Origin of the sequence: Rhodovulum marinum (genome assembly GCF_004343075.1) — a bacterium.
GTDB lineage: Bacteria > Pseudomonadota > Alphaproteobacteria > Rhodobacterales > Rhodobacteraceae > Rhodovulum > Rhodovulum marinum.
Genome location: NZ_SLXP01000001.1, coordinates 221,155 through 232,560 on the forward strand (window position 1 = coordinate 221,155; position 11,406 = coordinate 232,560).

Below are 11,406 nucleotides of genomic sequence, written 5' to 3' on the forward strand. Positions count from 1 at the left end.
ACAGGCCAACAGATCGACAATCTGCTCGACCGTATCATGACTGCGTACAGCCCGTCCGTGATCGGGCCCTATGAAAAGCGCATCACAGAGCAGGAGCGGGAGAAGATCAGGCTGAAGGAGAGATCGACAGGAGCGCGCCGGAATCAGGACGCCCGAGCGGATTTATCGAACCGCCAAAACCACCTTTACCTTCAGGGTGTAAGCGGAATCTTCAACCCAAAAGTGCGGGATGGTGGAGCCGCCCGGAGCGGGATCGAACCAGGTTCGATCCACGGAAAATGAAGATCCCGAGGCGACGCCCGACTAACCGAATATGAGTATGGTGGAGCCGAGGGGAATCGAACCCCTGACCTCGTCATTGCGAACGACGCGCTCTCCCAACTGAGCTACGGCCCCGATGGGCGCTCATGTGGCCCATGGCGCGGGGCTTGTCAAGCGGTCTCGCCGACATGTTGGCGCACGAAGGCCTGAATATCGGCCGCGGGCCGCGCGCCCGTCAGGCGGGCAACCTCGCGCCCCTTGTGGAACAGGATCAGCAGCGGGATGCCACGGATGTCATACCGCACCGTGGCGTCGGGGTTGGACTGGGTATCGACCTTGGCAAATCGCACCCGGGGTGCCATCGCCTGTGCGGCCTGCGCGAATTGCGGCGCCATCATCCGGCACGGCCCGCACCACGCGGCCCAGAAATCCACCAGCAGCGGCAGGTCGTCGCCCTTGATGCATTTCTGCAGGGTCGCGAAGTCGATCTCGGCCACCTTGCCTGCGGCCAGCCGCCCCCCGCAGGTGCCGCATTTCGGACCCGCATCCAGCTTGTCCGCCGGCACCCGGTTCACGGCGCCGCACTCGGTGCAGGTCAGTTTCAGTCCGGCAGCCATGGCGCGCCCTCCGCTTACATTCATCATATTGAATATATCACCTTGAACGCGGCCGTTTTCAAGGGCAAACTTGACTCATGGATGATGCAAATCCCGACGACATGACGCCCTGGGCCCGGCTGTCACCGGCCGGCCGGCTGCGCTTGCGCGAAACCCATGCCGCGGACCCGGCCTGCCTGGCGGGGACCTGTTCGCTCGAGGCCAAGACCCGCCACTTCACCGCCTGGCTGGCCGATCGCGGCGTGGCCTTTTCCGCCGACGACCTTCACCCGACCCGGCTGATCGCGGCGGCTGGACCGGCGCACCCGACCTGCTAGGCTGGGCCCGGACGTCCCCGGGAGACCGCGCCATGCTATCGAAACGGCTCTGGCAACTGATCCGCCTGTCGCGCAGGCTTTGGGTCAGGACGACGCTGATCGCGCTGCTCGGCGTGGTCGCCGCCCTGACCGCCGCTGCGCTCGACCCGATCATGCCCGTCGCGCTGGCCGACCGGATCGGCGAGGACGCGGTGATGCCGATCCTCAACGTGCTGGCCTCCTCGATGCTGGCGGTCACCACCTTCTCGCTGTCGGTCATGGTCTCGGCCCACCGCGCGGCCTCGGCCCAGGTGACGCCGCGCTCGCACCGGCTGTTGCTGGAGGACACGACGACCCAGACGGTGCTGGCCACCTTCCTCGGCGCCTTCGTCTTCGCGCTGGTGTCGATCATCCTGTTCCGGGCCGGGCTGCATGCGGGCTCGGCGCCGGTGGTGGTGTTCCTGTTCACGGTGCTGGTGGTGGCGCTGGTGGTGCTGGCCATCCTGCGCTGGATCGACCACCTGTCCCGGCTGGGCAGCATGGACGAAACCATCGGCCAGGTCGCGGCACGTGCCCGCACGACGCTGAAACGGACCCGCGCCGCACCCAGCCTGGGCGCGCGGCCCCTGCCCGGCCCGGCGGCCATTCCCGACGGCGCCGAGCCGGTCCCCGCCCCGCGCGGCGGCTATGTCCAGTTCGTCGACATGGCCGGCCTGTCGGCGGTGGCCAGGGATGTGGAGGCCGAGATCCATGTCACCGCCGCGCCCGGGGAATTCCTGGTCGAAGGCGCGCCGCTGGCCTGGGTCTACCCCGCCGGCCGCGCGCCCGCCGACGCGATCCGCCCCGCCTTCGAGATCGGCCCGGTCCGCAGCTTCGACCAGGATGCGCGCTTCGCCCTCGTGGTGCTGTCGGAAATCGCCTCGCGCGCGCTGTCGCCGGGGCTGAACGACCCGGGCACGGCCATCGACGTGATCGGGCGGCTGGAACGCCTGCTGGCCGAATGCGGCCCGGCCGATGACGAGGTGCGCTATCCGGCCCTCTTCGCCCCGACGATCCGCGCCGACGACCTGGTGGAGGACGCCTTCGGCGCCATCGCCCGCGACGGGGCCGGCATGGTCGAGGTGATGCGCCGCCTCATCAAGGCGCTGAATACGCTGCGCACCGGCGCCGATGCCGGGTTCGCCCAGGCCGCGGACCGGATGACGATGCGGGCGCTGGCCCATGCCGAACTGGCGCTGGCGCTCGACGAGGACAAGGCCGCGCTGAAAGCCCTCGCCCACGGCTAGCGCCCCCAGCCGCCAGTGCCGCTCGGACCGATGACGGCCCCGATCGCGCGCTTGAAACGCCCTTCCCCGGAAAAGAACCGGCCCGGCCTTCTTCTGGCCCGAAATATCCCGGGGGGAGTCCGAAGGACGGGGGGCAGAGCCCCCCTGCCCCGGATCCAGACCCGGCGCGCCCGGCGCCGGGGCGGACTATTCCGCCGCCTCGGCCAGGTCCTCGACCGGCGGGCAGGTGCACACCAGGTGGCGGTCGCCATAGACGTTGTCCACCCGGTTGACCGGCGGCCAGTACTTGTCGACCCGGAAGGCGCCCGGCGGGAAACAGGCCTGCTCGCGGGTATAGGGCCGGTCCCAGTCGTTCACCAGGTCCTCCACGGTGTGGGGCGCGCGCTTCAGCGGGTTGTTCTCGCGGTCGGCGCGGCCCTCCTCGATTTCGCGGATCTCGTCGCGGATCGCCAGCATCGCGGTGATGAACCGGTCCAGTTCGGCCTTGGTCTCGCTCTCGGTGGGTTCGATCATCAGGGTGCCCGCGACCGGCCAGCTCATCGTCGGCGCGTGGAACCCGCAATCGACCAGCCGCTTGGCGATATCGTCGACACTCACGCCCGCGCTGTCGGCGAAGGGGCGGGTGTCGATGATGCATTCATGCGCCACCCGGCCGCCCTTGCCCTTGAACAGCACGTCATAGGCGCCCTCCAGCCGTTTCGCGATGTAGTTCGCGTTCAGGATCGCGACCTTGGTGGCCTGGGTCAGCCCCGCGCCCCCCATCAGCAGGATATAGGCGAAACTGATCGGCAGGATCGAGGCCGAGCCGTGCATCGCACCGCTGACGGCCCCCTGCCCGCCCCGCAGCGGGTCGCCGGGCAGGTGCGGGGCCAGATGCGCCTTGACCCCGATCGGCCCCATGCCGGGACCGCCGCCCCCATGCGGGATGCAGAAGGTCTTGTGCAGGTTCAGGTGGCTGACATCGGCGCCGATCTCGCCGGGTTTCACCAGCCCCACCAGCGCGTTCAGGTTCGCGCCGTCCAGGTAGACCTGCCCGCCGAAGCGGTGGGTGATCTCGCAGACCTCGCGCACGGTTTCCTCGAAGACACCGTGGGTCGAGGGATAGGTGATCATGCAGGCGGCAAGATTGTCGCCCGCGGCCTCGGCCCTGGCGCAGAAATCGGCCAGGTCGATATCGCCGTTCGGGGCCGCCTTGACCGCCACGACCTTCATCCCCGCCATCTGCGCCGAGGCGGGGTTGGTGCCATGGGCCGAGGTCGGGATCAGGCAGACATTCCGGTGCCCCTGGCCGTTCGCCCGATGATACGCGGCGATGGTCAGAAGCCCCGCATATTCGCCCTGCGCGCCGGAATTGGGCTGCATCGACATCGCGTCATAGCCGGTGATCCGGCACAGCTTGTCGGCCAGGTCGGCCAGCATCTCGGTATAGCCCTTGACCTGGTCGGCGGGGGCCAGCGGGTGCACGTTCGCGAATTCGGGCCAGGTGATCGGCATCATCTCGACCGCGGCGTTCAGCTTCATCGTGCAGGACCCCAGCGGGATCATCGCGCGGTCCAGCGCAAGGTCGCGGTCGGCCAGACGGCGCATGTAGCGCATCATCTCGGTCTCGGCCCGGTTCATGTGAAAGACCGGGTGGGTCAGGTAGTCCGACTTGCGCACCATCCCGTCGGGAAAGCGATACTGCCCGTCGCCGCCGGTGTCCTTGCGGGCGATGCCGAAGGCGCGCCACAGCGCCTCGATGCTCGCGGGGCGGGTGGTTTCGTCCAGCGAGATCCCCAGCCGGGTCTTGCCCACCTTGCGGATGTTGATCCGCTCGGCCTGCGCGGCCTTGAAGATCACGCCCTGCATCGGGCCGACCTCGACGGTGAAGGTGTCGAAGAACTCGGCCGGCTCGACCGTGAACCCCGCCTCTTCGAGGCCCCGCGCGGTGCGCACGGCCTTGCGGTGGATGCGCTGGGCGATGGCCTTCAGGCCCTTGGGGCCGTGGAACACGGCATAGAACCCGGCGATCACCGCCAACAGCGCCTGCGCGGTGCAGACGTTCGACGTCGCCTTTTCCCGGCGAATATGCTGTTCGCGGGTTTGCAGGGCCAGCCGATAGGCCTTGTGCCCATGGGCGTCGACCGACACGCCCACGATGCGGCCGGGCATCGCGCGTTTATACGCCTCGCGACACGCCATGTAGGCCGCGTGCGGCCCACCATAACCCATCGGCACGCCGAACCGCTGGGTCGAACCCACGGCGATATCGGCGCCCATCGCGCCCGGCTCCTTGAGCACGACAAGCGCCATCGGGTCGGCCACCACGATGCCCAGCGCGCCGGTGTCATGCAGCGCCGCGATGGGGTCGGTGAAGTCGTGGATATGCCCGTAGGTGCCCGGATACTGGAAGATGCCCGCGAACACGCGGCCCGGGTCCAGGTCGGCAAAGGGGTCGCCCACGATCACCTCGATCCCCAGCGGTTCGGCGCGGGTACGGATCACCGCGATGTTCTGCGGGTGGCAGTGGTGATCGACGAAGATCGCACCCGCCTTCGATTTCGCGACGCGCTGCGCCATGGTCATCGCCTCGGCGCAGGCCGTCGCCTCGTCCAGCAGGGACGCGTTGGCGATTTCCAGCCCCGTGAGGTCGCTGACCATGGTCTGGTAGTTCAGCAACGCCTCTAGCCGGCCCTGGCTGATTTCCGGCTGGTAGGGGGTGTAGGCCGTGTACCAGGCGGGGTTTTCCAGGATGTTGCGCTGGATCGCGGGGGGCGTGACCGTGCCATAGAAGCCCTGCCCGATCATCGTGGTGAAGGGGCGGTTCTTCTTGGCGATCTGGCGCATGTACCACAGCATCTCGCGTTCCGATTTCGGCTTGCCGAAATCCAGCGGCGCGGCCTGGCGGATGCTGGCGGGCACCGTCTCGTCGATCAGCTCTTCCAGGGTCTTCAGCCCCAACACCTCCAGCATCTCGACCATTTCCTCGGGCGAGGGGCCGATATGGCGGCGGTTGGCAAAGTCGTAGGGCAGGTAGTTGCTGGGGGTGTAGGGCATCTTGATGTCCGGTCAGCCGATGAATGTCTTGTAGGCGGCCTCGTCCATGAACTCGTCCAGCGCGCTCATGTCCTCGATCTTCATCTTGAAGAACCAGGCCTCGCCCAGCGGGTCGTCGTTCACAAGGCCCGGGTTGTCGGGCAGCGCCTCGTTGACCTCGACGATCTCGCCATCCAGCGGGGCAAGGATGTCGGACGCGGCCTTGACGCTTTCGATCACCACCACCTCGTCATCCTTCGAGACGGTTTTCCCCTCGTCGGGCAGCTCGACAAAAACGATATCGCCCAGTTGTTCGGCGGCGTGCTGGGTGATGCCGACGACCACCAGGTCATCCTCGACGCGCAGCCATTCGTGTTCTTCGGTGTATTTCATGTGGGTGTCCCTCAACGCTTGTAACCGTGCGGTGCGAAAGGCAGGGCGGCCACCTCGACGGGCAGCCGTTTGCCCCGCACCTCGCCCCAAAGTGTGCGCCCTTCGCGGGCAAGATCAACGGGCACGTAGCCCATCGAAACCGGCGCCCCGACCGTGGGCCCGAACGCGCCCGAGGTGACGGCGCCCACGGGCGCCTCGGCATCCTCGGTGGCGAACAGGGCCGTGCCCTCGCGCATCGGCGCGCGGGTGCCGGGGCGCAGGCCCACGCGCAGGCGGTCGGGGCCGTTGTCCAGCTCGGCCAGGATGCGATCCGCCCCCGGGAAACCGCCGGCGCGATCCCCGCCCGAACGCCGCGCCTTCTGGATCGCCCAGCGCAGGTTCGCCTCGACGGGCGACGTGGTCGTGTCGATGTCGTGGCCGTAAAGGCACAGCCCCGCTTCCAGCCGCAGGCTGTCGCGCGCGCCCAGCCCGATGGGCTCGACCGCCGCGTGGGCGAGCAGCGCGCGGGCAAAGGCCACGGCCTGCCCCTCGGGCACCGAGACCTCGTACCCGTCCTCGCCGGTATAGCCCGAGCGCGACACCCAAAGCGGGCCGTAATCGCTGTCGATGGTGGCCGCATCCATGAAGCGCATGGCGGCCACGCCGGGGGCCAGCGCCTCCAGCACCGCCTCGGCGGCCGGTCCCTGCAGCGCCAGAAGGCAGCGGTCGGTGATCTCCTCGACCTCGCAGGTGTCCGACAGATGCGCCCGCAGATGCGCGAGATCGGCGGCCTTGCAGGCGGCGTTGACCACCAGGAACAGGTCGTCGCAGCGGTTCGTCACCATCAGGTCGTCCAGGATGCCCCCCGCCGCATCGGTGAACATGGCATAGCGCTGGCGGCCCGGTTTCAGCCCCAGCAGGTCGACCGGCACCAGCGCCTCCAGCGCGCGGGCGGCATCCGCCCCCTCGCCCGAGCGCGGGCGCAGCACCACCTGGCCCATGTGGCTGACATCGAACAGCCCCGCCTGCGCGCGGCAATGCAGGTGCTCCTTCATCACGCCAAGGGCGTATTGAACGGGCATGTCATAGCCCGCAAAGGGCACCATCTTCGCGCCCAGCTCCACGTGCAGATCGTATAGCGCGGTGCGCCGCAACTCCGTCATCCGGCCCTCTTTTCCTGCCGGGGCAGCCGCGCGGCCCGGCACCGTTTCCGGGCCTCCCCGATGGATGCCCGTCGCGATGCCCCCTCTGTCCCTTCGCCTGAGATCGCTATCCCTTCGGCGGGCGCGGGCCCCCGCGCCTCTCTCCAGAGTTCCTGACCGCCCGCGGTCCTGTGGCCTGAGAGTTTACCGGGGCGGTTGCTCCTTCGGCACCGGCCTTGGCGGCCGGATTCTCCCGTGGGCGGATGTCGGCCTTCGTAGATCATGGGTCGTTTCCCGGCAAGGGCTTGCAATCGCTTGGGGGGGTTGCAAATTGGGGAAATGCAGGATCCGTATTTCTTCGGCTACGGGTCGCTGGTGAACCGGGCGACCCATGATTACCCGCGCGCCACAAGGGCGCGGCTGACGGGGTGGCGGCGGGCGTGGACGCATACGACGCTGCGCGAGGTGGCGTTCCTGTCGGCGGTGCCCGCCCCCGGCGCGGTGATCGAGGGGCTGATCGCGGCGGTGCCGGGGCATGACTGGGCCGCGTTGGACGAACGCGAACGGGCCTATGACCGGCACCCGGTCAGCCACGCGGTGGACCACGAGGCGGGCCACCCGGTCGACGTGCAAGTCTATGCAATACATAAGGAAAAAGCCGCCGCGCCCAGCATCCGGCACCCCGTTCTGCTCAGCTATGTCGACGTGGTGGTGCAGGGCTATCTGCGCGAGTTCGGGGTGGAGGGGGCGCGGCGGTTCTTTGCCACGACCGACGGCTGGGAGGCGCCGATCCTGAACGACCGGGCGCGGCCGATCTATGGCCGTCACCAAGCGCTGACGGGGGACGAACGGGGGTTCGTCGACCACGAATTGCGGCTGCGGAACGCCCGCGTGATCGAGCGGGTCTGAGGCTAGATGCGGGGCCGCGGAGCCCGGATTCCGGCATATGAATTCCATATGAATCGCATATGAATCCCATATGACTTTTTTCGGACTCTCTTGAGGGGTTTTGGGTGGGTGACAGAGGCGGTAAGACCGTGACCACGGTTGGTTATAGGTCTGCTCTGGCTGGCTTGCGGTATGACCGGGAGGCCCGGCGCGGCGACTGGCCCGTAGAGACGGGCGGCAAGCGGACTTTTGCTGCGTTGTAGCCAGCAACTCAAAATTTTTTCAGGGCAGATATTCAAGTTTCCTGTTTTGAAAAAGGTAATTACCTGAGACTGCGCTCCACTAACCTCCTGAGCGCCTCAACCCATATGAATGCTACGGTCTGGGTTGTGTTTCGTCATCAGAAACACAAGATGTTTGAGAGTAGATTCCGTTTCTGGGGGCAGCCTTGGCCGACAACAAGCGACAACATTTCGTTCCCAAGCATGTCCTTCGACACTTTTCAGCAGATGCGTCCGCCAAACGGATCAACCTTTTTCATATACCGTCAAAGAAAATGATCAGAGGCGCTTCCCTGCGTGAGCAGTGTTGTCAAGACTATTTCTATGGCGACAATCTTGAGGTTGAAAAAAATCTATCTTTAATCGAGGGCGCGCAAGCCAGCCTTCTAAGGCAACTCACTCAATCCAAGAGGATTTCAGCGATCAAGAGACATGAAATACCTCTCTTCCTTGCTATGCAATATGGCAGAACACTACGCTCGGCTGAAGATCAGAGCGACAGATTTGAGGCCATGGCGAAACTATACCTCTCAGGCTCCCTTGATGAAGACGCTTTGCGAAGCGTGCGAATACGGGTCAAAAACAGCCCCACGATAGCAACTGTCAATGCGATTAAAGCAAGTCCGCTATTGTATGACTTGAAGCAAATCATAATTGAAAACAAAACCAGCACACCATTTGTAATTTCTGACCATCCAGTGATCGTAACAAACTGGTTTTGCCGTCGCAGATTTCCAAGCAACCATGGCACGGGGCTTGCCACCGCTGGGTTGCAAATCCTCATGCCAATTTCACCAAATTTTTCCCTAATGCTCTTGGATTCAGGCACTTACAGGGTCGCAGATAGAAGCGGCTACTTGATTTTAACAAAAAGAAAAGACGTTCTCAGACTAAATGCATTGCAATGGCTTAACGCCGATAAAGTCATTTACATCCCGCAAGACCTTGATGAGACGCAAGTCAAATCCTTAACCATGACAACTGGACGTAAAGATCGCCGATTTGAGATCACAAGAGCTGACAAACTCGCCGATGGCAGTGGGTTTGTCGTGACGAACAAGGATGAATATTCCACCCCTACAAAGGGAGTGAAATCCGAATTGGCGGTGATTGGTGGCACCAAACCAGAAAAGGATATTCGATTTTCTGGGCTTGAATTGAAATCTCGCCCGCAATTCCACAATGATGGCTCAGTACTCTCTCCGCTTCGGGACCCTTATTGGCTTCAGATCGTTGAGGATTTCATACGTAATGACACAGGCATCCAACGACCTCACAGTAACTTTGCGGTATTTGTCGCGTCGCATCCGCTAGGACCCTATATCGGGAAGAGGTTGAGGCCGTATCGGAATTCGTTCTAGACGACAAAGCAGAATTCTGAAAGATCAAACCAATCGGCGATTTTTATCGCGACCCAGTCATCGAGTTGGTCTGTAATGCTTGAAGCTATACGAACGTCGGCGATGCGAGCTGCAACTGCCGCATCGCCATCAGCGGTCGGACGGGGACTCTGGGCCGTTATTCTCCCACACCCTTTCACTGCGTCTGCTCGATACTCCGCCTGCATGGTAGGGCAAGAAAGCTTTTCCGGCCTCTGGCAGCCACCCCCTACCGCCCCCTGATCCGCCGCAAATCAGAACGCAGCCCCGATTGCCGGGCGTGGAAGCCCTCGGCGTCGCCGAAATCGGTGAAGTTGCCGTAGAAGGCGTGGGGGTCGGCGATGCGGCGGGAGTGTTTGATGGGGCACCAGTATTGCTCGGTCCGGGCCGCCACCTCTCGGGCCAACGCGATCACCCCGTTGGCATAGCCGCAATAGACGCAGTTCAGTTTCTGCAAGCCGTTCAGGTAGGCCAGCTGGTGGCGGTCGATGAAGACGTAGTCGCCGCGGCGGACCTTTTCGATGCCGTAGACCGGGAAGCAGACCGCCTGGTAGATCGCCATGAACAGGTCGAGCAGCGCAAGCGGCAGGATCAGCGCGTAGATCGCGGGCGCCGTCAGGATGAACAGCGGCCGCGGGCTGGCGAGGAAGGCCAAGAGGCTGACCTTGAGCGCGCGGTGGCGGGCCAGCACCTCGTCCTCGAACCGGGCGCGGCCCGACACGATGCGATAGCGGAACTCGGCGCGCTTTTCCTCCAGTTCCTCCTGGAGGCTGTCCTGAAGCTCGCGGATGCGGGCGAGCAGGGTTTCGACGGGTTGGGGCATGGCGGCGCTCCTGTCGGGCGGGCGTCCAGTTGACCACGGGACGCCCGCCTGCGCCAAGCCCCAAGCGTCAGCCGATGGAGACCAGCTCGATCGCGAAGGTCAGGTCCTGGCCCGCGAGCGGGTGGTTGGCATCGAGCACCACCTCGTCGTCCGTGACCTCGGCCACGGTGACGGGCATGACCTGGCCCTGGGGGGTTTGCAGTTGCAGCCGGGTGCCAATTTCCAGCGGGATCTCGGCCGGGACCTGGGCGCGGGGGATGGCCTGGCGCGCCTCGGGGTTGGCCTCGCCATAGGCCTCGGCGCAGGGGATCTCGACGGTTTTCTTGTCGCCGGCGGCCATGCCGGGCAGGGCGGAATCGAGGCCGGGGATGATCTCGCCCGAGCCGACGGTGAATTCCAGCGGGTCGCGGCCTTGGGAACTGTCGAAGGTGGTGCCGTCGGCCAGCGTGCCGGTGTAATGGATGCGAACCTTGTCGCCCGCTTTGACCTGGGTCATGGGTGTCTCTTTCGATTGTCGTGGGAATGGGTTTGCAGAGGCCGCGCGCGGCGCAGGTGCTCTGGGCGTGGGGCCAACGTAAAGTCCGGGGCCGCGATGTAAACCCCCGGGGGCGTCAGGTTTCGGGCTGGATCAGGCCCAGCGCCGCGCCGGTGGGGTCGGTGACGATGGCGATGCGGCCCAGCCCCTCGATCGGGAGGGGGCCGCGCAGGGTCTGGCCGCCGCGGGCGGTGCTTTTGGCCAGCGCGCGGTCGATGTCGTTGACGGCGAAATAGCTGAACCAGTGCGGCGGCAGGCCGGCAAGGTCGGGCAGCGCGGAAAGGGCGACGATGCCGATGATCGGGCGGTCGCCGCGGCGGCCGACGTGATAGGCGACGCCCTGCATGTCGAACGCCTCGAAGTTCCAGCCGCAGAGGTCGCGGTAATAGGCGAGTGCCTTGGGCACGTCGCCGGTTCTGAGTTCGGTCCACCAGACCTGTCCGTGATGCTGCGCCATGGGGGCTCCTTTCGGCTGGGGCGAAGATAGCCGATTTCGCGGCCGCCGCCATGC

General features: G+C 65.3%; 11 protein-coding genes, 1 tRNA gene and 1 riboswitch. Of the genes, 4 read left to right on the forward strand and 8 right to left on the reverse strand.

The features are described 5' to 3' along the window. Nucleotides 1-320: 320 nt before the first annotated feature. Both EV662_RS01170 and trxC read right to left on the reverse strand, forming a co-directional pair. Nucleotides 321-396 (reverse strand) — tRNA-Ala (locus EV662_RS01170). Nucleotides 397-431: 35 nt separating this feature from the next. After that, complete coding sequence (gene trxC / locus EV662_RS01175; RefSeq protein WP_132460294.1) at nt 432-878, reverse strand: thioredoxin TrxC; 447 nt, start codon at nt 876-878, stop codon at nt 432-434. A gap of 77 nt (nt 879-955) precedes the next feature. On the opposite strand from trxC, the gene EV662_RS01180 reads away from it, so the two are divergent. Beyond that, nucleotides 956-1,195, forward strand: a complete 240-nt coding sequence (locus tag EV662_RS01180; protein WP_132460295.1) for a hypothetical protein — start codon at nt 956-958, stop codon at nt 1,193-1,195. Nucleotides 1,196-1,227: 32 nt separating this feature from the next. Next, nucleotides 1,228-2,460, forward strand: a complete 1,233-nt coding sequence (locus EV662_RS01185) for a DUF2254 domain-containing protein (protein WP_132460296.1) — start codon at nt 1,228-1,230, stop codon at nt 2,458-2,460. Between the two features lie 186 nt (nt 2,461-2,646). Here EV662_RS01185 and gcvP read toward each other — a convergent pair whose 3' ends face one another. Genes gcvP through gcvT form a run of 3 tightly spaced genes read right to left on the reverse strand, consistent with a single transcriptional unit; the run spans nt 2,647 to nt 7,010 of the window. Then, nucleotides 2,647-5,496 carry an aminomethyl-transferring glycine dehydrogenase gene (gene gcvP / locus EV662_RS01190; protein ID WP_132460297.1) on the reverse strand — a complete coding sequence of 950 codons (2,850 nt, stop codon included), beginning with the start codon at nt 5,494-5,496 and terminating at the stop codon, nt 2,647-2,649. Nucleotides 5,497-5,508: 12 nt separating this feature from the next. Further along, entirely contained in the window at nt 5,509-5,868 is a 360-nt protein-coding gene (gene gcvH / locus EV662_RS01195) for a glycine cleavage system protein GcvH (RefSeq protein WP_132460298.1), read from the reverse strand. An 11-nt stretch (nt 5,869-5,879) separates the two neighbouring features. Then, a complete protein-coding gene (gene gcvT, locus EV662_RS01200; protein ID WP_132460299.1) occupies nt 5,880-7,010 on the reverse strand; it encodes a glycine cleavage system aminomethyltransferase GcvT in 1,131 nt (376 codons plus the stop codon). Between the two features lie 153 nt (nt 7,011-7,163). Next, nucleotides 7,164-7,255, reverse strand: a riboswitch (glycine riboswitch). 73 nt (nt 7,256-7,328) lie between these two features. Between gcvT and EV662_RS01205 the strand changes: the two genes are divergently transcribed. Together EV662_RS01205 and EV662_RS01210 are read left to right on the forward strand one after the other, a co-directional pair. Further along, nucleotides 7,329-7,898 (forward strand): gamma-glutamylcyclotransferase family protein, encoded by a 570-nt coding sequence (locus EV662_RS01205; protein WP_132460300.1) that lies wholly within the window; start codon nt 7,329-7,331, stop codon nt 7,896-7,898. Nucleotides 7,899-8,325: 427 nt separating this feature from the next. Next, nucleotides 8,326-9,519: a DUF4238 domain-containing protein gene (locus EV662_RS01210; RefSeq protein ID WP_165915481.1), complete on the forward strand. Its 1,194-nt coding sequence runs from the start codon at nt 8,326-8,328 to the stop codon at nt 9,517-9,519. Nucleotides 9,520-9,766: 247 nt separating this feature from the next. On the opposite strand, the gene EV662_RS01215 is transcribed toward EV662_RS01210, so the two are convergent. The 3 genes from EV662_RS01215 to EV662_RS01225 form a co-directional block, all read right to left on the reverse strand. Beyond that, on the reverse strand, nt 9,767-10,360 hold the full coding sequence (locus EV662_RS01215; protein ID WP_132460302.1) for a hypothetical protein: 594 nt from the start codon (nt 10,358-10,360) through the stop codon (nt 9,767-9,769). Nucleotides 10,361-10,427: 67 nt separating this feature from the next. Then, entirely contained in the window at nt 10,428-10,856 is a 429-nt protein-coding gene (locus EV662_RS01220; protein ID WP_132460303.1) for an FKBP-type peptidyl-prolyl cis-trans isomerase, read from the reverse strand. A 115-nt stretch (nt 10,857-10,971) separates the two neighbouring features. Beyond that, nucleotides 10,972-11,352 (reverse strand): VOC family protein, encoded by a 381-nt coding sequence (locus EV662_RS01225; RefSeq protein WP_132460304.1) that lies wholly within the window; start codon nt 11,350-11,352, stop codon nt 10,972-10,974. Nucleotides 11,353-11,406 lie beyond the last annotated feature (54 nt).

Coding starts and splice junctions, on each gene's coding strand:
- trxC (WP_132460294.1), bottom strand. CDS start 878: ATGGCTGCCGGACTGAAACTGACCTGCACCGAGTGCGGCGCCGTGAAC.
- EV662_RS01180 (WP_132460295.1), top strand. CDS start 956: ATGGATGATGCAAATCCCGACGACATGACGCCCTGGGCCCGGCTGTCA.
- EV662_RS01185 (WP_132460296.1), top strand. CDS start 1,228: ATGCTATCGAAACGGCTCTGGCAACTGATCCGCCTGTCGCGCAGGCTT.
- gcvP (WP_132460297.1), bottom strand. CDS start 5,496: ATGCCCTACACCCCCAGCAACTACCTGCCCTACGACTTTGCCAACCGC.
- gcvH (WP_132460298.1), bottom strand. CDS start 5,868: ATGAAATACACCGAAGAACACGAATGGCTGCGCGTCGAGGATGACCTG.
- gcvT (WP_132460299.1), bottom strand. CDS start 7,010: ATGACGGAGTTGCGGCGCACCGCGCTATACGATCTGCACGTGGAGCTG.
- EV662_RS01205 (WP_132460300.1), top strand. CDS start 7,329: ATGCAGGATCCGTATTTCTTCGGCTACGGGTCGCTGGTGAACCGGGCG.
- EV662_RS01215 (WP_132460302.1), bottom strand. CDS start 10,360: ATGCCCCAACCCGTCGAAACCCTGCTCGCCCGCATCCGCGAGCTTCAG.
- EV662_RS01220 (WP_132460303.1), bottom strand. CDS start 10,856: ATGACCCAGGTCAAAGCGGGCGACAAGGTTCGCATCCATTACACCGGC.
- EV662_RS01225 (WP_132460304.1), bottom strand. CDS start 11,352: ATGGCGCAGCATCACGGACAGGTCTGGTGGACCGAACTCAGAACCGGC.